Origin of the sequence: Paraburkholderia atlantica, assembly GCF_000092885.1 — a bacterium.
GTDB lineage: Bacteria > Pseudomonadota > Gammaproteobacteria > Burkholderiales > Burkholderiaceae > Paraburkholderia > Paraburkholderia atlantica.
This window is the reverse complement of the sequence record NC_014117.1, coordinates 1,896,899-1,917,938: the sequence shown is the minus strand read 5'-3', so window position 1 is coordinate 1,917,938 and position 21,040 is coordinate 1,896,899. Positions and strand designations below refer to the sequence as shown.

16 protein-coding genes are annotated in these 21,040 nt (G+C 65.0%); 8 read left to right on the top strand and 8 right to left on the bottom strand.

All coding sequences use genetic code 11. The annotated features are described in order from the left end of the window. Positions 1–479 precede the first annotated feature (479 nt). The 5 genes from BC1002_RS08520 (at position 480) to BC1002_RS39370 (ending at position 4,752) form a co-directional block, all read left to right on the top strand. Positions 480–1,580: a polyamine ABC transporter substrate-binding protein gene (locus tag BC1002_RS08520; RefSeq protein WP_013089652.1), complete on the top strand. Its 1,101-nt coding sequence runs from the start codon at positions 480–482 to the stop codon at positions 1,578–1,580. A gap of 90 nt (positions 1,581–1,670) precedes the next feature. Further along, entirely contained in the window at positions 1,671–2,837 is a 1,167-nt protein-coding gene (locus BC1002_RS08515; protein ID WP_041734641.1) for an ABC transporter ATP-binding protein, read from the top strand. Beyond that, positions 2,834–3,766 carry an ABC transporter permease subunit gene (locus tag BC1002_RS08510; protein WP_013089650.1) on the top strand — a complete coding sequence of 311 codons (933 nt, stop codon included), beginning with the start codon at positions 2,834–2,836 and terminating at the stop codon, positions 3,764–3,766. The genes BC1002_RS08515 and BC1002_RS08510 overlap by 4 nt, the downstream gene beginning before the upstream one ends. Then, entirely contained in the window at positions 3,763–4,581 is an 819-nt protein-coding gene (locus BC1002_RS08505; RefSeq protein WP_013089649.1) for an ABC transporter permease subunit, read from the top strand. The genes BC1002_RS08510 and BC1002_RS08505 overlap by 4 nt, the downstream gene beginning before the upstream one ends. Positions 4,582–4,626: 45 nt before the next feature. Then, the gene (locus BC1002_RS39370; protein ID WP_013089648.1) at positions 4,627–4,752 is read left to right on the top strand and encodes a hypothetical protein; all 126 of its coding nucleotides are present in this window, start codon (positions 4,627–4,629) and stop codon (positions 4,750–4,752) included. 27 nt (positions 4,753–4,779) lie between these two features. Here the strand turns inward: BC1002_RS39370 and BC1002_RS08500 are convergent, their stop codons facing one another. After that, complete coding sequence (locus BC1002_RS08500) at positions 4,780–6,270, bottom strand: flavin-containing monooxygenase (protein WP_013089647.1); 1,491 nt, start codon at positions 6,268–6,270, stop codon at positions 4,780–4,782. A 211-nt stretch (positions 6,271–6,481) separates the two neighbouring features. On the opposite strand from BC1002_RS08500, the gene BC1002_RS08495 reads away from it, so the two are divergent. Beyond that, the gene (locus BC1002_RS08495; RefSeq protein ID WP_041734638.1) at positions 6,482–7,150 is read left to right on the top strand and encodes a TetR family transcriptional regulator; all 669 of its coding nucleotides are present in this window, start codon (positions 6,482–6,484) and stop codon (positions 7,148–7,150) included. 92 nt (positions 7,151–7,242) lie between these two features. Here the strand turns inward: BC1002_RS08495 and BC1002_RS08490 are convergent, their stop codons facing one another. The 3 genes from BC1002_RS08490 to BC1002_RS08480 all read right to left on the bottom strand — a co-directional run bounded on the left by BC1002_RS08490 (position 7,243) and on the right by BC1002_RS08480 (position 10,407). Further along, on the bottom strand, positions 7,243–8,427 hold the full coding sequence (locus tag BC1002_RS08490; protein ID WP_013089645.1) for a tetratricopeptide repeat protein: 1,185 nt from the start codon (positions 8,425–8,427) through the stop codon (positions 7,243–7,245). A 167-nt stretch (positions 8,428–8,594) separates the two neighbouring features. Further along, positions 8,595–9,275, bottom strand: coding sequence for a PspA/IM30 family protein (locus BC1002_RS08485; RefSeq protein WP_013089644.1), 681 nt, complete (start codon positions 9,273–9,275; stop codon positions 8,595–8,597). Between the two features lie 460 nt (positions 9,276–9,735). Then, on the bottom strand, positions 9,736–10,407 hold the full coding sequence (locus BC1002_RS08480) for a hypothetical protein (RefSeq protein WP_013089643.1): 672 nt from the start codon (positions 10,405–10,407) through the stop codon (positions 9,736–9,738). Positions 10,408–10,965: 558 nt separating this feature from the next. Between BC1002_RS08480 and BC1002_RS08475 the strand changes: the two genes are divergently transcribed. Then, positions 10,966–13,467, top strand: a complete 2,502-nt coding sequence (locus tag BC1002_RS08475; RefSeq protein WP_041734364.1) for a penicillin-binding protein 1A — start codon at positions 10,966–10,968, stop codon at positions 13,465–13,467. A 390-nt stretch (positions 13,468–13,857) separates the two neighbouring features. On the opposite strand, the gene BC1002_RS08470 is transcribed toward BC1002_RS08475, so the two are convergent. Genes BC1002_RS08470 through BC1002_RS08460 form a run of 3 tightly spaced genes read right to left on the bottom strand, consistent with a single transcriptional unit; the run spans position 13,858 to position 19,720 of the window. Further along, on the bottom strand, positions 13,858–15,432 hold the full coding sequence (locus BC1002_RS08470; protein WP_013089641.1) for an efflux transporter outer membrane subunit: 1,575 nt from the start codon (positions 15,430–15,432) through the stop codon (positions 13,858–13,860). Positions 15,433–15,446: 14 nt separating this feature from the next. After that, entirely contained in the window at positions 15,447–18,575 is a 3,129-nt protein-coding gene (locus BC1002_RS08465) for an efflux RND transporter permease subunit (RefSeq protein ID WP_013089640.1), read from the bottom strand. Then, on the bottom strand, positions 18,572–19,720 hold the full coding sequence (locus tag BC1002_RS08460; RefSeq protein ID WP_013089639.1) for an efflux RND transporter periplasmic adaptor subunit: 1,149 nt from the start codon (positions 19,718–19,720) through the stop codon (positions 18,572–18,574). The genes BC1002_RS08465 and BC1002_RS08460 overlap by 4 nt, the downstream gene beginning before the upstream one ends. Before the next feature lie 218 nt (positions 19,721–19,938). On the opposite strand from BC1002_RS08460, the gene BC1002_RS08455 reads away from it, so the two are divergent. After that, positions 19,939–20,556 (top strand): TetR/AcrR family transcriptional regulator, encoded by a 618-nt coding sequence (locus BC1002_RS08455; protein ID WP_013089638.1) that lies wholly within the window; start codon positions 19,939–19,941, stop codon positions 20,554–20,556. 85 nt (positions 20,557–20,641) lie between these two features. Here BC1002_RS08455 and BC1002_RS08450 read toward each other — a convergent pair whose 3' ends face one another. Beyond that, a complete protein-coding gene (locus BC1002_RS08450; protein WP_013089637.1) occupies positions 20,642–20,854 on the bottom strand; it encodes a hypothetical protein in 213 nt (70 codons plus the stop codon). Positions 20,855–21,040 lie beyond the last annotated feature (186 nt).

Below are 21,040 nucleotides of genomic sequence, written 5' to 3'. Positions count from 1 at the left end.
GCGCAGCGGCTGGCCGGCCGTCGCGCGACGACGTCGCGCAATCCGCATCAATGGATCATGATAGGAGCATTCGAGCCGTCGTGGCGAAGCCGGTGCGCATGAAAGGTGCGCCGCGGTACCTACGCGGCTCTGCGCCGGCATGCACCGTCCCGGCACCGGCGCGGGCGAGCAAGGCGACCGCCCAGGTGCGAGCCGACGCCGACCTGACAAGCGGATAACAGCGACGCGACGAAACCCCCGCAACCTGCGCCCAGCGGGGATCAGGCGCGACCGCGGCCCGCGTATTTTTCGGTAGACACGCGCCGATAACCCGTTAAAATTGCGGCCATTTTGCAAGGGTGCGGCCACAGCCTGTACCGTTTGTGCGACAGCTCCGGGTTTTTTTTGGAGCGAGCAATAATTGGTGGTAGTTTTCGGGGTTTTCAGGGGGCCGTGCGCGCGAGGGCGCGGCTTGAATGACGACGGGAGCGGAGAACGGGATGAACAAACGGATGGTGGGGCATGTGGCGGCGCTGATCTTGTGCGCGGTGCCGTGGTTGACGGCCGCTGCGAAGGATACGCAGCTGAACGTGTATAACTGGTCCGACTACATCGCGAAGGATACGATCCCGAACTTCACGAAACAGACCGGCGTTCAGGTCAAGTACGACAACTACGACAGCGACGACACGCTGCAGGCGAAGCTGCTCACCGGCAACTCGGGCTACGACATCGTCGTGCCGACCAGCAACTACGCGGGCAAGCAGATCGCCGCGGGCATCTTCGAGCCGCTCGACAAATCGAAGCTGCCGAACCTGAAGTACCTCGACCCGTCGCTGATGGCGCTCGTCGCCGGCGCCGATCCGGGCAACAAGTACGTGGTGCCCTGGGCGTACGGCACGACCGGCCTCGGCTACAACGTGACGAAGGTCCAGCAGATCCTCGGCAAGGACGTGCCGCTCGACAACTGGGACATCCTGTTCAAGCCGGAAAACATCTCGAAGCTGAAGGCCTGCGGCGTATCGGTGCTCGACGCGCCGGACCAGATGTTCGCGGCCGCGCTGCACTACATGGGCAAGGACCCGATGAGCACGAACCCGGCCGACTACCGCGCCGCGCTCGAGATGCTGAAGAAAATCCGTCCGTACATCACGCAGTTCAACTCGTCGGGCTACATCAACGACCTCGTCGGCGGCGACGTGTGCTTCGCGTACGGCTGGTCGGGCGACGTCGTGATCGCCAAGCATCGCGCGCTCGAAGCGAAGAAGCCGTACAAGATCGAGTACTTCGTGCCGAAGGGCGGCGCGCCGGTGTGGTTCGACGTGATGGCGATTCCGAAGGACGCAAAGCACAAGGAAGCCGCGCTCGAGTGGATCAACTACATCGAGACGCCGCAAGTGCACGCCGCGATCACCAACGCCGTGTACTATCCGAGCGTCAATATGGAAGCGCGCAAGTACGTGGACAAGGACGTCGCGAACGATCCGGCCGTGTACCCGTCGCCGGAAACCATCAAGACGCTGTTCCTGTTGAAACCGCTGCCGCAGGAAATCCAGCGGCTGCAAACGCGACTGTGGACCGAGTTCAAGTCCGGCCGCTAAGCGCGGCAACAAACAGATAAGAAGCCTATGAAGCCCTCGGTGTTCACCGGGGGCTTTGTTCGTCAAACGCCGGAGTGAAGCAGCATTATGATGAGTAGTGACCAGCCGGGCGCGCTGGCCGGGACGGCCATGCCGTCGACGGGCCCGAGCGCCGTTACGGGAGACGCAGCGGAACAGTTCATCCAGATCGTCGACGTCGTGAAGAAGTTCGGCGAGACCGTCGCGGTCAAAGGGGTCAACTTGACGGTAAAGAAGGGCGAGCTGTTCGCGCTGCTCGGCAGCTCGGGCTGTGGCAAGTCGACCCTGCTGCGCATGATGGCCGGGCTCGAAACCGTGACGTCGGGCAAGATCCTGATCGATGGCGAAGATCTCGCGCAACTGCCGCCGTATCGCCGGCCGGTCAACATGATGTTCCAGTCGTACGCGCTGTTCCCGCACATGACGGTCGAGGCGAACGTCGCGTTCGGTCTGAAGCAGGAGGGCGTGCCGAAGGCCGAGCTGAAAGACCGCGTGCACAACGCGCTCGAACTCGTGCAGATGGGCCGCTTCGCGAAGCGCAAGCCGCATCAGCTGTCGGGCGGGCAGCAGCAGCGCGTCGCGCTCGCGCGCTCGCTCGTCAAGCGGCCGAAGCTGCTGCTGCTCGACGAGCCGATGTCGGCGCTCGACAAGCAGATCCGCCAGCGCACGCAAATCGAGCTCGTCAACATCCTCGACCAGGTCGGCGTGACCTGCATGATGGTCACGCACGATCAGGAAGAAGCGATGACGATGGCCAACCGCCTCGCCGTGATGAGCGAAGGTCAGATCGTGCAGCTCGGCACGCCGCATGAAGTCTACGAGTATCCGAACAGCCGTTTCTCGGCGGAATTCATCGGCTCGACCAATCTGTTCGAAGGCCGCACGGTCGAGGACGAACCCGATCACGTGTTCATCGAAACGCCGGATCTGACCTGCCGTCTGCACGTCAATCACGGCATCACGGGTCCGCTCGGCATGCCGGTGACGATCTCGGTGCGGCCCGAACGCATCGCGATCACGCGCAAGCCGCCCGAGGGCGCGTACAACTGGGGCAAGGGCGTCGTCACGAATATCGCGTACATGGGCGGCTATTCGCTGTATCACGTGAAGCTCGACGGCGGCAAGACCGTGATCGCGAACGTGACGAGCCTCGCGCTCACCGAAATCGATCCGCCGTCCTGGGGCGACGAAGTCTACGTGCGCTGGAGCGCATCGGCCGGCGTGGTGCTGACATCATGAAAGAAGCGCTTGGCTCGTTCTTCACGTGGCCCGTGCGGCGTCTGAAGCTCACGGGACGTGGCGCGGTGGTGGCGGGGCCGTTCATCTGGCTGCTGCTGTTTTTCCTCGTGCCGTTCCTGCTGGTCGTGAAGATCAGCTTCGCCGATTCGCAGCTCGGCATTCCGCCGTACACCCAGCTCGTCACCTTCGCGGAAGGCGCGCTGCACATCAGGCTGGATCTGTCGCACTACGCATTTCTGCTGACCGACAGCCTGTACTTCGCGACCTATGTGAATTCAGTCGTCGTCGCGGCGATATCGACCGTGCTGTGTCTGCTGATCGGCTATCCGATGGCGTACTACATCGCGCGCTCCAATGCAGCCACCCGCAATCTGCTGATGATGGCCGTGATGCTGCCGTTCTGGACTTCGTTCCTGATCCGCGTGTACGCATGGATCGGCATTCTGAAGAACAACGGGCTGCTGAATAACTTCCTGATGTCGGTCGGCTTGATCCATGCACCGATCGAGCTGTATCACACGAACACGGCGGTCTACATCGGCATGGTCTATTCGTACCTGCCGTTTCTCGTGATGCCGCTTTACGCCCACCTGGTGAAAATGGACCTGACCTTGCTCGAAGCCGCGTACGACCTCGGCGCGAAGCCGTGGAAGGCGTTCTGGCAGATCACGCTGCCGCTGTCGAAGAACGGCATCGTCGCGGGCTGTCTGCTGGTATTCATTCCGGCGGTGGGCGAGTACGTGATTCCTGAGCTGCTCGGCGGCGCGAACACGCTGATGATCGGCCGCGTAATGTGGAACGAGTTCTTCGACAACGCCGACTGGCCGATGGCGTCCGCCGTCACTTGCGCGATGGTGTTGCTGCTGCTGGTGCCGATGGCGCTGTTCCAGCATGCGCAGGCGAAGGCATTGGAGGAGGGCCGCCAATGAAGCCGAATCGCATGCTGCAGCTGATTGCTCTCGGCATCGGCTTTCTGTTTCTGTATATCCCGATCGTCAGCCTGATCGTGTATTCGTTCAACGAATCGCAACTGGTCACGGTGTGGACACGCTTTTCGATGCGCTGGTACGCGGCGCTGTTGCGGGACGACGAGCTCATTGCATCGGCGTGGCTGTCGCTGCGGATCGGCTTGCTGACGGCGTTCGCGTCGGTGATCATCGGTACGTGGGCGGGCTTCGTGCTCGCGCGGATGGGGCGCTTTCGCGGCTTCACGCTGTACACGGGCATGATCAACGCGCCGCTGGTGATCCCCGAAGTGATTCAGGGCATCTCGCTGCTGCTGCTGTTCATCGAAATGGCGCGTTGGATCGGCTGGCCGGCCGAACGCGGCATCTTCACGATCTGGATCGGTCACGTGATGCTGTGTATTTCGTACGTCGCGATCATCGTGCAGTCGCGCGTGCGGGAGCTGCATCCGTCGCTCGAGGAAGCCGCGCTCGACCTCGGTGCGACCCCGCTGCGCGTGTTCTTCTCCGTCACGCTGCCGCTGATTTCGCAAGCGCTGGTGTCCGGCTGGCTGCTGTCGTTCACGCTGTCGATCGACGACCTCGTGCTGTCCGCGTTCCTGTCGGGTCCCGGTTCGACGACCTTGCCGCTCGTCGTGTTCTCGCGCGTGCGTCTCGGCTTGAACCCGGAGATGAATGCGCTCGCGACGCTGTTCATCGCAGTCGTCACGGTCGGCGTCGTCGCGACGAACTTCTTCATGCAGCGCGCGGAGCGCAAGCGGGCCGTGATGGCGGTTTGAGGTTGCGCGACGCATTGGGCGCCTTCACTTCTTCTGGCGATAGCGATGATCGAGTCCCTTCTGCGCGTGCTGGACTGGCAGCCGCTTTACCGGTTGTGGGAACTGATCGTGATCATCGTGAAGTTTCTGTGGGAGCTGTTGCGGTTGCTGAGCGGTGGCGGAGGGCAGTGACTGCGCCCGCCGCCGCGCGGGGCTGATTCAACGCGCGAAGCGGTAATCCTGCGGCCGCACGCGCCGCGTACGCTTGCGAAAGCTGAACGTGAAGCCGGGCCAGATCGCGGTGACTTTGCCGCTCTGGGTCTGATACCAGCTGTGGCAGCCGCTCGTCCATACCGCGTGCCGCATCTCCTGCTGCAAACGCGCATTGAAATCGCGCTGCACGTCGGCGCGCAAGGTCATCGTGCGCGCATTGCGTTTGCGCAGCACGCGCAGGCAATCGCCGATGTAGCGCAGTTGCGACTCGATCATGTAGATCATCGAGTTATGGCCGAGTCCCGTGTTCGGGCCGACGATCATAAAGAAGTTCGGGAAGTTCGCGATGCTCGTGCCGAGATAGGCCTCCGGGCCATCGCGCAGCCATAGCGTGCTGAGATCGGTGCCGTCGAGGCCGGTCACTTCGAACGGCGCCGGCACGTCGTTGACCTGGAAGCCGGTGCCGCAGATGATCGCGTCCGCGTGGTGATGCACGCCGTCCTCGGTCACGATGCCATCCGCGACGATCTCGCGAATGCCGCTCGTCACGACATCGACGTTCGGCTGACATACGGCCGGGTAGTAGTCGCTCGACAGCAGCACGCGCTTGCAGCCGAGCCGGTAGTTCGGAGTGAGCTTCGCGCGCAGCGCCGGGTCCTTGACGCGTCGCTCCAGATAGCTGAGGCCGAACTTCATCGGCATCTCCATCAGCTTCGGATTGACGACGAACGCGATCCCACGCGATTCGAGCTGCCAATAGATCGCGCTGCGAACGAAGCGCTGCGTGAACGGCAGCGTACGAAACAGCCATTGCGCGCGCGGGCCGATCGGCTTGTCGCGCTTGGGCATCACCCACGGCGCGGTGCGCTGGAAAAGGTCCAGATGCGCGACGCGCGGCTGGATTTTCGGCACGAACTGGATCGCGCTCGCGCCGGTGCCGATCACCGCGACGCGTTTGCCGTCGAGCGGATACGCGTGATCCCAGCGCGCCGAGTGGAACAGCTTGCCTTCGAAACGTTCGATACCGGCGATGCGCGGCAGCGCGGGACGCGACAGCGGACCGTTCGCGGCGATCAGCACGTCGGCCTCGATAATTTCGCGCGCGCCGTTCGTGTCGAGTTCGATCAGCCAGACCTGTCGCGCTTCGTCGAAGCGCGCGGCGTTCACTTTCGCATTGCAGCGCACATAGCGATCGACGCCGTACTTGCGCGCGCAGTGCTGCAGATACGCGAGAATTTCGGCCTGGCTGCTGAACGAGCGCGACCACGCTGGATTCGCCTCGAACGAAAACGAATAGAGATGCGAGGGTACGTCGCAGGCCGCGCCGGGATAGGTATTGTCGCGCCACGTGCCGCCGATACTGCCCGCGGCTTCGTAGACCGTAAACGATGTGATGCCCATCTGCTGCAGACGGATCGCCATGCCGATGCCGGCAAAGCCACTGCCGACGATCGCAATGCGCGGTGCGGCGGATGAAGCGGAAGGGGCAGGCGTCAAGGCGGTCTCCGGCACGGGGCGAAAGCGGGGGTGAAACGACAGCGGCTACGGCGCGGCGGCCTCGAGCGGCGCGACGGCCGGAGCCGAAATCGCGCGTCTACACCTGTCTATACATGGCTTAACGCGCAGGGTAGACAACCGTACACATCGCGTCAAGATCGTTTAGAGTGCAGCTATTAAACGCGTATACCGCGCGATGATTGAACGCACGATGACCACTGTCCCGGAAGCATCGTCCGTCGCCGGACCGGAGTTGCCGCCCGGCAAGCGCAAGCTGATCGAAGCCGCGCTGCGGTTGACCGCCAGCGGCCGCAGTTTCGCGAGCCTCGGCTTGCGCGAGCTCGCGCGCGAGGCGGGGCTCAATCCGAACACCTTCTACCGCCATTTCGGCGCGCTCGACGAGCTCGCGCGCGAAGCGATCGCCGCCGTGAGCCGTCGGCTTCGGCCGATGCTGCGGCGCGAGCGCTGGCTCGCCGCGCACGACGAGCCGCACAGCGTGCCGCGGCGCGCGTGCGTCGCGTTTTTCACGTTCGCGCTGGCCAATCGCGAAGCGTTCCTGAGCGCGCTGGCCGAATATCACGGCACGTCGCCGGCTTTGCGCGAAGCGGTGCGCGCGAACCTGCACGAGGTGTCGGCGGAAATGGCGGACGACATCGTGCAGCTCGAAGTGATGCCGCGACTCGCGCGCGAGACGGTCGACGAAGTCTGCACGCAGATCGTGCTGCAACTGTTTCATCTAGCCGCTGAATACATCGACGCGAACGACGCGCGCCGCGACGCATTGATCGATTACGCGGAGCGTTTCATCGTGCGGCTGTTCGCGGGGGCGGACATGCTCGCGCAGCACGAGGGTAGCCAGGTGGAGTCGGCGCGGGCCTGAATTGAACGAAGGCGGTACACAAAACCGGCCGGCAAAAAACAGGCTCCGCGAAGGAGCCTGTGTTTCATTCGACGCGGGTCGATCGGCTTCGATCAGGTATCGGTCCAACCGCCGGAATCGTCGTTGCTGCCCATGTCGATGCCGCCGCCGCTGCCGTCATCGTTCCAGTCGTTCGACCCCTGACCGAAGTCGAGCCCGCCGCCGTTTCCGCCGTCGTTGCCGCGCCGGCGCAGTTCGTCGGGGTCGACGATCACGTCGCGCTCGATCACGCGGTCACGCCCATGACTGAGCGCCTCGCCAAGCAGCACGCCGGTCAGCAGACCGCCCATGCCGCCACCCATGCCACCGCCTTGCTGCACGATGACCTGCGGCTGCTGCTGAACCGGGCCCTGTTGCGGATAAGGCGGCTGCGGATTGCCGAAGCGCTCGGCCTCCTGCGCATACGCCGATTGCTGGCCGGTGCCCACCGACGCGGCGGTCGGGTCGGGCCGGCCGTCGGCACGCGCGCGCAGGCTCGCGATGCGTTGCTCGAACTCGTCGAGTGCATAAGGGGGCAGCGGATTCTTGCCGTTCGACAGCGTTTCGACGGTACCGCGCAACTGCTCCTCCGTCGCTTCGACGTCTTTCTCGAGCAGCTCGTGACCCGGCGCGGTGGACAGCTTTACGTCGAGCTTGATCGATCGCACGGTGTTCAGCATGTCGGTTGCGCGCTTCAGTTGCGCGCGGCGGTCGTCGTCGGCGCGCGTGTTTTCCTGGCTGCGCGCGCGACGCAAGGTCCAGCGCAGCACGAGCGCGATCGCCACGATCAGAACAACGATACCGATCCACATACCCACCCCCGGACCATGCCGTAATTGCGCTTGCGACATCATCGCCGACTGTTGCTGCACAGCAGGCGCATTCTGCTGCGCGAACGGATTGGCGGCGTGACGGGTGACGTTGTCGCCCGCGCGCTCCGCGTCGCGGCGCACGCGCGCTTCGGTTTGCGCGAAGCGGCTCGGGTCGGTGAAACGGATCTGCGGATCGAGCGTCTTCGCCTGTTGGAGCTGCGCGAGCGCCTCGGCGAAACGGCCTTCGCGATCGAGCACCTGGGCGTACAGATAGTGCGCGTGTGCGTTGTTCGGATGCGCTTGCAAGACTTCGGTGAGGCCGGCGTCGGCCTGCTGCCAGTTGCCCTGCGCCATCGCCGATTCGATTTGCTGAGCGGTCGGCACCGCGAACGCCGCGGCCGACACGAGCAGCAGCGAAGCGAAGGCGGTTGCGAAAAGTTTTTTCATTTGCAGACCGGGCGGAGCGCGCCCGTCTCCATCAGTCGATTGCGGTGGCTGCCTATGGCGGCCGGTATGCCGGTGCGTTCAGCAGAGAGCCCGCACCGGCATGTACTGCTACTGCCGTTGTCATTGCCGCGTGTACTTGCCGTGAAGCCGGTACACGCATTCAGCATTTACTGCGCCGGCGTATTGAGCTGCTTCTTCAGCGCTTCGAGCCGATCGTCGATGGACGGGCCGCGGTTCAGATCCGCGAGCTTGTCGTCGAGCGCCTTGCCGCTCTTTTCATCGGCGGAGTTCAGACGTGCGTCGGAACGCGCATTCGACAGCGCGACCTTATCTTCGAGCTTCTGGAAATCTTCGGACAGGTTCTTGCCGCCGATGCCGCCGAGTGCCGTGGCCGCCGTATCTTTCGCCTGTGCGATCTGCTGCTTGGCTTGCAGGATGTTCGAGCGCGCGTTCAGGTCGTTGCGGCGCGTGCGCATGTCCTCGATCTGGCTCTTCAGTTGCGCGACCGACGGCTCCAGCGAAGTCAGTTCTTTCGTCAGCGCATCACGTTCGGCTTCGGCGGTGGCCTGCGCGCCGAGCGCTTCACGCGCGAGCGCTTCGTCACCGGACTGCAACGCGCGGCGAGCACCGTCTTCGTACTTCTTCGCCTTGTCCGCGGCAACATCGCGCTTGCTTTGCTGGGTGGCGACCTGCGCCTGAATCTCGATCAGCGAGTTCTCGGCCTTGCCGATGCTGTCGTCGAGTTCGCGCACGATCTGGCGCGAGTCACGCGACGGATCCTGCACCGAGTCGGCCGCATCGTTCAGAAGACCTTTGAGCGTGCGCGAAATGCTGTCAAAAAGCGACATGAAAACCTCCAGAGAATGTGAGCGGCGCCGACGATGCGTGCGCGCCTGACTGCTTTGAACTACTGCTACTTTACGCCGCCGCGCGCGATGCTGCGCAACCGTCGGACCGGAGTTAGGGGCACACTTGCCAATTGCAATAGCGCGGTCCGTTTTTGGTGGGGCGCAATTGCGGGTTGAGGATTGACTGGATGATAGAAAGCCATGATGGGCATGGACTTGACGGCGGATATTACACCATCGGCGGTCTTAAAGATGGCTCGATCGATGGGGCCGCTCGAAGGCTCGAACGATACTGCAAAAGCCCGCGTTTGCGCGTGTCGGCGGGCGTCTTCGAGTGGCGACTCATGCAGGTGTCACCGATGTAACGATATGCAACGGGCACTCGTTGCATACCCCGGCCTGTTCGCTCGAATGCAGTGAGCGCGGCTCGATGCGCGGTAATTTTCCGTCACGCGTTCCGTCACGCGAAGCGGCCGCCTTCGGCGCTCGGGTCGCTGTGCGGTTCCTCGTCGTCGGGGGCCTGGTCGGTGGGGCGGCGCTTCAGTGAGTTGCGCAGACGCGCCGACGTGCCGGACAGCCGTTGCGACGCGGCATGTTCGATTGCGTCCGTCTCGACGTTTTCCGCGTTGTTGACGGCGCGTGCCGCGGTCAGACGCGCGACAGCTTCGGCGGTGGCCGCGGCCTGTTCGTCCTGCTCGGCGGCGAGCGCGGCGGCGACACCCGCGGGAAGCAGCGGGGCGCGGGAATCGGCAGCGTCGAGTGCGTCAGCGGGGCGACCGGCTTGCGGCATTGCGGACGGGTCCGCGGCATCGGCCGCGCCGGCCGCCGCGCTTGCGGTACCTGCAGCATCTTTGTCGGGTGCTTGCAGCGACACCGGCAGCGCGGCCCGCGCATAGCGCGTACCGCGCGCGACGCGTTGCAGCGCCGCGTTCAGCGCATCGGGCGCGCGCGGCGCGCGCAGCCGGTCGACGATGCTCGCGGCCTTGACCTGCTCGCTGGTCGCGCCGAAGCTCAGCACCGCGCGCCGCATCAGTTCACTTACGCTGATGCCCAGTTCCTCCGCGGTCGCGGTAATCGCACGTTTCTGCGCGGTCGTGACGAATACGACGATGCGCTCGCTGGGCTTGGACATGATCGACTCGCAGTCTTGTTGGCATGGGCGGGTCGGCGCGTGCCTCCGGATATGGTGTCGAAACCCGTCATCGGAGCTGCCGTTGGAACCCGCCGTTGGGGTCCCCGTCGCGCGCATCGAAAGACGCGCGCGGGGTTCATCATATGACGAGTTGCCTCGCCACGGAACAAGCGCGGTGCGAAAATCCCATGACATCAAAGAGTTGTAGTGTTTGCGGGCGGTTTGTCCACAGCCCTTTCAACAGAAAATGTTGATAACCCCGCATAAGCCAGGCTTCGCATCCGCGCTGCCATTCGCGCTGCGCGAAATTACAGACCCTTACCAGGAAAAGGCGGCCGGCGAAGGGAATTCTTACAAAAAAACTGCGTTGGACCACTGCCGATTTCTTTAAAATGCGCTGTTACGTTGCGCCGGACATGGTCCGAGGCGTGCCGTGCGGGCGGCCGGGGGCAATGTCCGCAGGGCGGCGTACGTCCCGGCCAGGATGTCGATCACGACCCATGCGCGCGCCGAGTGCGCGTGCAGACAGGCGCGCAGTTGCGGGCCATTACTCCAGTCATGCCAATCATCAAACGACCGCATTCCTCGAACTCTCCGGCCGGTGAAAACCGGGACTCCCATCAACGCACACCTGGACGCAACGCCGCTTCGCGCGACGCCGAGTACGGCCGTCGTTCGATCGGGGCGTCGCTCGTGCTGTGGTTTATCGGCCTGATCGCGACCGTCGCCGTGATCGGCGCGCTGATCGTCGGCTATGCGCTCGTCGTGATGGGGCCGCAGTTGCCGTCGCTCGACGCGCTGACCGACTATCGCCCGAAAGTGCCGCTGCGCGTCTACACCGCAGATCACGTGCTGATCGGCGAGTTCGGCGAGGAGCGCCGCAGCCTCGTGCGCTTCCAGGACATCCCCGATCAGATGAAAAAAGCGGTGCTCGCGATCGAGGACTACCGCTTCTACGAACACGGCGGCGTCGACTTCCTCGGCATTCTGCGCGCCGGTTTCGCCGACCTTGCGCATGGCGGCGCGTCGCAGGGTGCGAGCACGATCACGATGCAGGTCGCGCGCAACTTCTTCCTCTCCAGCGAGAAGACCTATACCCGCAAGGTCTACGAAATGCTGCTCGCGTACAAGATCGAGCGCGCGCTGACCAAAGACCAGATCCTCGAGCTGTACATGAACCAGATCTATCTGGGCGAGCGCGCGTACGGCTTCGCCGCGGCCGCGCGCGTGTACTTCGGCAAGGACCTGAAGGACATTTCGCTGGCCCAGGCCGCGATGCTCGCGGGCCTGCCGAAGGCGCCCTCCGCGTATAACCCGGTCGTCAATCCGAAGCGCGCGAAGATCCGTCAGGAGTACATCCTGCGACGCATGCTCGAATTGCGCTACATCACGCAGCAGCAGTACGACCAGGCCGTGAAGGAAGAGATTCACACGAAGAATCCGGGCAACGAGTACAGCGTGCATGCCGAGTACGTCGCCGAAATGGTGCGGCAGATGATGTACGCGCAGTACAAGGACGAAACCTACACGCGCGGCCTGAACGTCACGACGACGATCGATTCCGCCGATCAGGACGCCGCGTATCGCGCGGTGCGCAAGGGCGTGATGGACTACGAGCGGCGCCACGGCTATCGCGGACCGGAAGGCTTCGTGCAGTTGCCGGAGGCCGGCGACGACCGCGACCAGACGATCGACGACGCGCTGACCGATCACCCGGACAACGGCGAGATCATCGCCGGCGTGGTGACGGCGGCGAACGCGAAGCAGGTGGTCGCGCAACTGGTCGACGGTACGCAGGTGACGGTGTCGGGCGACGGCCTGCGCTTCGTTGCCGCCGCGCTAAGCCCGCGCGCGAATCAGACGCTGCATATCAGGCCGGGTTCGATCGTGCGCCTCATCGCCGACGACAAGGGCAACTGGCAGATTACGCAGCTGCCGCAGGTCGAGGGCGCGCTGGTGTCGCTGACACCGCAGGACGGTGCGATCCGCGCGCTGATCGGCGGTTTCGACTTCAACAAGAACAAGTTCAACCATGTGACGCAAGCGTGGCGCCAGCCGGGTTCGAGCTTCAAGCCGTTCATCTATTCGGCCGCGCTCGACAAGGGTCTCGCCCCGGCGACGATCATCAACGACGCGCCGCTGTACTTCCCGCCGACCACGCCGGGCGGCGACGCGTGGGAGCCGAAGGACGACGACCAGCCCGATGGTCCGATGTCGATGCGCCTCGCGCTGCAGAAGTCGAAGAACCTCGTGTCGATCCGCATCCTGTCGTTCATCGGCACCAGGTACGCGCAGGACTTCGTCACGCAGCGCTTCGGCTTCGACGCCGACAAAACCCCGCCGTATCTGCCGATGGCGCTCGGCGCGGGCCTCGTCACGCCGCTGCAGTCGGCGGGCGCGTACTCGGTGTTCGCGAACGGCGGCTACCGGATCAATCCGTATCTGATCAACGAGGTGACCGACGCGCGTGGCGTGGCGATCTCGCGCGCGCAGCCGCTCGTCGCTGGGCACGACGCGCCGCGCACGCTCGAGCCGCGTAACGCATACATCATGAACAGCCTGTTGCACTCGGTCGCGACCGCGGGTACGGGGGCGGGCACCAACGTGCTGAAGCGCTCGGACCTGCAGGGCAAAACCGGTACGACCAACGACGCGAAGGACGGCTGGTTCGCCGGCTATCAGCAGTCGCTGGTGGCGGTCGCGTGGATGGGCTACGACCAGCCGAAGAGTCTCGGCAGTCGCGAATTCGGCGCGCAGCTCGCACTGCCGATCTGGGTCGAGTACATGCAGCGCGCGCTGCGCGGTGTGCCGCAGGCCGAGCCGCCGCAACCCGACGGCGTGACGGTGATGGACGGCGAGCTGTTCTTCAGCGACAAGTTGCCGGGGCAGGGCTTCGTCGCGAGCATCGGTCTCGATTCGGGCAATCCGATGGCCGGCGCGACCGATGCGGTGGGCGGTGTCGGGCCGGCGGGCATGACGCCGCCGGTGGTGCCGCCGCCTAGCGTGTCGACGACCGAGAAGAAGCAGATCATGGATCTGTTCGAGTCGAACAAGCCTTGATGTTTTTGATTGCGCGTGCGTGGTCGGCTTTGGCGGACCGCGCACGCGTTCACCCCTTCGGGTCGGAATCCTGATCTATCGCTCCTTCTTTGCCCGATGCGTGCGTGAATGCATCGGCGCCTGAATCCATCGCGCGCTCAAGCACTTGGGCGCGATCTCCAGGCCTTATCAACAGGTCTTTCAACACATTCTGTGGATAACGGCGCTGGCCGTTGATTTCCCGTCGTGATTGCGCTTGGCCGCGTCGATGCTTCGAAATTGCCGCGCCCGATAACGCGCGGGACAAAGCGATTCGCCTCAAGCACTTAGACGCTTCGCCCCAGGCTTATCAACAAGTCTGTCAACACAAACTGGGGATAAGTGCGCGCTGTTCCGTACGGAATCCCTGGTTTAGTCGGATGCGGTCGTGTTCGTTGTACCGACGGACGCCGACGCGGAAGTAGCAGTAGAAGCAGGGGCCGCCGGCGCGGACGACGTCCGGCCCTGATCGAGCGGCGGATTGCCCATCGCCTGAAACAGCGCAGCCGTGTCAGTCAGCCGCGCACTCGTATAGCGGATCTCGTCGAGCTGTGCGTTGCGCCATTGCTGTTCGCTCGAACGCGTCGCCGCGACGGGCAGCGCGCCAAGCCGGTAGCGCGCCGACGTCTCGTTGAACACGCCCTGTGCCGAACGCGCGGCGATGTTCGCGGCATCGAGCGACTGCGCGTCGTGCTCGAGCGAGGCGAGCGTATCGGCGACGTTCTGGAACGCGGCCAGCACGGTCTGTTTGTACTGCGACACGCTCGCTTCGTACGTGTGCTGCGCCGCGCGGCGCTGCGCGAGCAGCGCGCCGCCATGAAACAGCGGTTGCGACAGCGACGCGCCGATGCTCCAGATCGCCCCCGCACCGGACATCGCGACCGGCCAGCTAAACCCGCCTTGTCCCATCGATGCCGACAGCGACAGACTCGGGAACATCTGCGCGGTCGCCACGCCGACATCGGTCGCGGCGGCCTTCAGCGCGGCGTCGGCGGCCTCGATGTCAGGCCGCGTGCGCAGCAGCTCCGACGGCACCACGACCGGCACCTGCTCCGGCACATGCAATTGCGCGAGATCGATGTCGTCCGGCGCGGCATCGGGCGTGCGGCCGAGCAGCACCGCGAGCGCGTGACGCGTAGTGAGCCACTGTTGCCTCAGCGCCGGCAGACTCGCCGACACGCTCGCCGCGCTCTGCTGCGCATTCAGCAGATCGGCATGCGAGACCGCACCGAGCGCGAAGCGCCGTTCGGTATCGCGCGCCTGATCGTTGGCGAGGACCACGAGCCGCTCGGTCGTATCGATCTGCGCGTGCAGCGCGGCGCTCGTGATCGTCGCGCTCACGATGTTCGCCGCGAGCGCGCGCCGCGCCGCCTCGAGCTGGTAGACCTGCACGTTCACGCGCGCGGCGAGCGCCGCGTTCGCGAGCCGCGCGGAGCCGAACAGATCGAACGTATAGTGCGCCTGCAACTGGCCGACGAACACGTTGTACAGAAACGTGTTCGGTCCGATCTCGGGGATCGCGAGCGCGCGATTGCGGGTGGCCTGGCCGCCGGCGTCGATGGTCGGCAGCAGCGAGCTGCCGACCTGCGCGCGCAACTGCTCGCGCGCGGCGGCAAGACTGCGGTCGGTCGCGTCGAGCGTCGGACTATTGCGCAGGCCTTCGTCGACGAGTGCGTTCAGCGCCTCCGAGCGATAAAGCTTCCACCACTCGGGCACCGGCTGCGCCCCGGTCACGAACTGTTGCGTGATGCCCTGCGCGGGCACGGTTTGCGTCGGCAGCGGCTCGGCACCGTAGTGCGCGGGCTGCGGCATCGCGGGCGCGTCGCCGTTCGGGCCGAACGAACAGGCGCCGAGCATGCAGGTGATGCCCACGATGCTGGCTGCAAGCGTGGTGCGGGCCAGCGCGTCGAAGCACGCGCGGCGGCGGGACAGGGCGGGAATAGTCATGCTCGTGCTCATGCTCAGTTACCCGTGTGCGTGGCGCCGGAACCGGACGGCGTCTGCGGCTCGCGCTCGTCGGCACGCACGCGGAACGACGCGGCGTACAACGCGGGCAGATAGAACAGCGTGAGGATCGTCGCGCTCGTGATGCCGCCCATCAGCGCGGTCGCCATCGGCCCGAAGAAGTTCGAGCGCAGCAGCGGGATCAGCGCGAGCACGGCGGCCGCGGCGGTCAGCGTGATCGGCCGGAATCGCCGCACGGTCGCGCCGACGATCGCATCGAAACGCTTGTGCCCCGACGCGATGTCCTGCTCGATCTGATCGACGAGAATCACCGAGTTGCGCATGATGATGCCGAACATCGCGATCACGCCGAGCATCGCGACGAAGCCGAACGGCTGGCCGAACAGCAGCAACGTCAGCACGACGCCGATCAGGCCGAGCGGCGCGGTCAGCACCACCATCAGCACGCGCGCGAAGCTTTGCAGCTGGATCATCAGCAGCGTGAGCACCGCGATCACCATGATCGGGATTTGCGCGTTGATCGAGGTTTGACCCTTGGCGCTTTCCTCGACGGAGCCGCCGATCTCGATCCGGTAGCCGACCGGCAGCGTCGCGCGGATCGGCGCGAGCGCGCGGTCCACCGCGTGCGTGACGTCGATGCCTTGTGCGCCGGCCGACACGTCGGACTGCACGGTGATGGTCGGCTGACGGTCGCGTTCCCAGATCACGCCGTATTCGAGGTCATTGCGCAGATGTCCGAGGGTGCCGAGCGGCACCGGGCCGTTCGGCGTCGGCATCGCGAGCGCGGTCAGCTGCGACGGGTCGACGCGTTCGGCGCGCGGCGCGCGCAGATCGACGCTGATCAGCTTGTCGCGCTCGCGATACTGCGTGACCGTGTAGCCGGACATCGTCAACGCGAGGAAGCTGGAGATGTCTTCGGAACTCACGCCGAGCTCGCGCGCGCGCTTCTGGTCGATCTCGAAGCGCACCGAGCGCTCGGCGGGTTCGTCCCAGTCGAACTGCACGTTGCGCGTGCCGCGATTGGCGCGCATCGTCGCGGCGACGCGTTCGGCGATCGAGCGCACGGTCGCGATGTCGTCGCCGCTCACACGGAATTGCACCGGATAGCCGACCGGCGGCCCGTTCTCGAGGCGCGACAGGCGCGTGCGGATCGCCGGGAAGTTGTTGCGCAACTCCGGTTCGAGCCACTGCGCGAGCTTCTCGCGATCCTTGACCGATTTCGCGGTGATTACGAACTGCGCGAAGTTCGGCTGCTGCAATTGCTGGTCGAGCGGCAGATAGAAGCGCGGCGCGCCGGTGCCGACGAAGCTGACGGAGTGATCGATTTCCGGCCGCCCCTTGAGAGCCTGTTCGAGGCGCTGCGCCTGGCGCAGCGTAGCATCGAACGACGCGCCTTCGGGCAGCCGCACGTCGACCAGCAACTCCGGCCGGTCCGAGCTCGGGAAGAACTGCTGCGGCACCAGCGAGAAGCCGGCCATCGCGAGCACGAACAGCAGCACGGTGATCGCGAGCACGACGAAGCGCCGCTCGATGCACCAGCCGACCCAGCCGCGCAAACGCGTGTAGAAGCGCGTGTCGTAGATGTCGTGCTCGTGATCGTCGGGCTCGTGCGCGTGGCGCTTGCGCTCGGGCAGCATGTGATAGCCGAGCAGCGGAATCAGCACGACCGCCGCGAGCCACGACGCGATCAGCGCGATCGCCGACACCTCGAAGATCGAGCGCGTGTACTCGCCGGTGCTCGACTTCGCGAGCGCGATCGGCAGGAAGCCGGACACGGTCACGAGCGTGCCGGTCAACATCGGAAACGCGGTGCTGGTGTACGCGAAGGCCGCGGCGCGCGTGCGGTTCCAGCCTTGCTCGAGCTTCACCGACATCATTTCGACCGCGATGATCGCATCGTCGACGAGCAGGCCGAGCGCGAGCACGAGCGTGCCGAGCGATACCTTGTGCAGGCCGATATCGAACAGGTACATGCACAGCGCGGTGACCGCGAGCACCACCGGAATCGAGATCACGACGACCATGCCGGTGCGCACGCCGAGCGATACGAGACTCACGATCAGCACGATCGCGACCGCTTCGGCGACCGCTTCGAGGAAGTCGTTCACAGAGCGCGCGACCGCGTGCGGCATGCTCGATACTTCGACCAGAGTCAATCCGACGGGCAGCGCGGCGCGCAGTTGGGTCATCTGCTGATCGAGCGCGCGGCCGAGGCGGATCACGTCGCCACCCGGCTGCATCGTCACGCCGATGCCCAGCACGGGTTTGCCGCCGAAGCGCATCTGCGTGACGATCGGGTCGTCGTAGCCGCGCCTGATCGTCGCGATGTCGCCGAGACGGAACGTGCGGTTGTTGATGCGGATCAGCGTGTCGGCGAGCGCGTTGACGTCGTTGAACTGGCCGCTCGGGCGCACGAACACGCGGTCGTCGGTGGTGGTCAGCGTGCCCGCGGGCGCGATCGCGTTCTGCGCATTGATCGCCTGGCCAAGCTGTTGTGGCGAGATGCCCAGACGCGTCAACTGCGTGTTCGCGATCTCGATGAAGATGTGCTGATCGGGGTCGCCGAAATAGTCGACCTTGCCGACGCCCGGCACGCGCAGCAGCACCGTGCGGAGCTGGTCCGCGTAATCGTGCAGTTGCGCGGCGGAAAAGCCGTCGCCTTCGAGCGTGTAGATGTTGGTGTAGACGTCGCCGAATTCATCGTTGAAGAACGGGCCCTGGATGCCGGGCGGCAGGGTCGCCGAGATGTCGCCGACTTTCTTGCGCACCTGGTACCACGTCTCCGGCACCTGGCTCACCGGCGCCGAGTCCTTCATCGTGAAGAAGATCAGCGATTCGCCGGGACGCGAGTAGCTGCGCACGAAATCGATGTGCGGCGTTTCCTGCAGCTTGCGGCCGATGCGATCGGTCAACTGCTCCTGCACCTGACGCGCGGTGGCGCCGGGCCAGAACGTGCGGATCACCATCACGCGGAACGTGAAGGGCGGGTCTTCCGACTGCGCGAGCCGCGTGTAGGCGAGGATCCCGAACGCGGTGGCAAGCGCGATCAGGAACACGACCAGCGCCTGATGACGCAGCGCCCACGCAGATAGATTGAAGCGTCCTTCTTCGTGCGCGGTGCTCATGAAGCGAAGTCCTCGGGATGCAGCGGCGCGATCGCGCGGACTTTCTCGCCGGCGCTCACGGTGTGCACCCCTTGCAGCACGACGCTTTCGCCATCTTTCAGGCCCTCGCTGACGACGAACGTGCGCTCGTAGTAGCGCGTGACGGTCACGCGACGCAGCTCGAGCGTGTTGTCCGCGGCGCGCACGACCCACACGGCCGGTTCGCGCCCCTCGTGGAACAGCGCGGTGACGGGCAGCGTGAACACGCCGTGCTGCGCGGCCGCCACGGCGAGCGGCACGGCCGGCGTGACGTCGGCGGTCATGCCGAGGCGCACGTCGGCGCCGGCATCGAGCAGCGTCAGACGCGCACGCCACGTGCGGCTTTGCGGATCGGCGGCCGGCGACAGCTCGCGCACCCGCGCGCTGAACTTGCGGCTCGGCAGCGCGGCGAGCGTGACGCTCGCGTTCTGGCCGACCGCGAATGCGGCGAGTGCGCTCTCGGGCACGTCGCACAGCACGTCGACGTCGCCGCTCCACGCGAGGTTGTAGACGGCTTGACCCGCCGACACGTTTTGCCCCGTATCCGCCTGTTCAGCCGTGATGACGCCCGCATGACCGGCGGCGAGCGTCGTGTACTGCAGCTGGTTCTTCGCGAGCGCCGCCTGCTGCTGCGCCTGATCGCGCTGTGCGAGCGCGGACGCGTAGGCGTTGGTGGTCTGTTCCAGTTGCGCAGGCGCGATGAGGTTTTCTTTGGCCTGCGCCTTGTCGCGTTCGAGCTGTTGCTGCGCATAGGCGAGGTTGTGCTGCGCGGCGTCGAGCTGCGCCTGCGTGCTGGCGGCGTTTTTCTGCGCATCGGCCGGGTCGAGCAGGGCGACGACTTCGCCGCTCTTCACCGTGTCGCCGAGCCGCACCCGCCGCTCGATGATCTTGCCGGCGACGCGAAACGACAGCGGCGTCGAATAGCGCGCCTGCACTTCGCCGGGCAGCGACGCCGCTTGCAGCGCGTGACCGTCCGCATGCACGGCGAGCGCGACCACCGGGCGCGGCACGGGTGCCGCGGCTTCCCTCTTCGAGCAGGCCGCGAGCGCGAGCACGCCTGCCAGCGCCAGCGCGCAGGTCTGGCTGGACAAACCGCGCTGAGGGGATCGGGGAGACTGCTGGCGCATCGCTGACGATGCGGGAGAACCGGGACGCTTCACAATTACCCCAACTGGAGACAGCGAACGAACACGGCAAGCCGCGCGGCCCGCCAGCGAAGACCTGCACGCCGCTTCATGCTAATGGCATACAAGTATGGCTTTGGATGAAGAAATGCATTCTAATACACTCCTGTATCTGAATGTATAGATGGATTTGAATTCTTTTGGGTGCTAGGCTTGCGGCCATGAAACGTCAAAGACTGACACGAGAGCAAAGCAAGGACCAGACGCGGGGGCGGCTGCTCGATGCTGCGCAGGCAACCTTCATGAAGAAGGGCTTCGTTGCGGCGAGTGTCGAGGACATCGCGGCGGCGGCCGGCTATACGCGCGGCGCGTTCTATTCGAATTTCCGCAGCAAGACCGAGCTGTTTTTGGAGCTATTGCGGCGCGATCACGAAGCGATGCAGGCGGGACTGCATGCGATCTTCGAGAGCGCGGCGTCGCGCGAGGAGATGGAGGCGCGCGTGCTGCGCTACTACAGCTCGCTGCATCGCGAGAACAAGTGTTTTCTGCTGTGGGTCGAGGCGAAGCTGCTGGCGGTGCGCGACGGCCGCTTCCGGCTGCGCTTCAACGCGTTCATGCACGAAAAGATCGAACAGTTGAGCGCCTATGTGCGCGAGTTCTCGGAGCGCGTGGGCACGCCGATGTCGATGCCGCCCGAGCAGCTCGCGATCGGCCTGATGGGGCTGTGCGACGGCGTGCAGTTCTTCTACACGGTCGATCCGCAGAATGTGCCGACGGAGATGGCCGAAATGGTGCTGGCGGGCTTTTTCTCGCGCGTGGTGTTCGGGCGCGATGCGTGACAGTGGGCGTCGAGCCCGCAGGAGCGGATGTGAAAACGCGCGACTCCGGCGGATCGCGCATCGGATACGGCTAAAACCGCAAAGATCAGTCGACCGGCAGTTGCGCGCACGCTTCGGCGGCGGGCGCCGCGCACGCGAACGCGTATTGGCCGCTGGCGTCGAGGAAATTTGCCCCGGCGTGCAGCGCGACCTTGATATCCGGGCAGCGCTCGTAAGCGATATACGCCGAGCTGGCGGCGGCCGACCAGCAAACCAGCGAAAACGCGATTTTTTCGAGCAGATGAAAACGATGTGGCATGGCGATGTGGCGGTAATTTCCTTCGCCCGCTATCTTACCAGTAGACTAGGGTTTATACCTAGATTAAAGCCACAATAGACGTCGCAATAGTGGCGAGATCGACACGCCACGCCGAATCTGACCGGAATGTCATGTCTGGGTCAGGGTTGGGACATGTCCGATAGCTAGAATCGGTTGGGTTGGGCA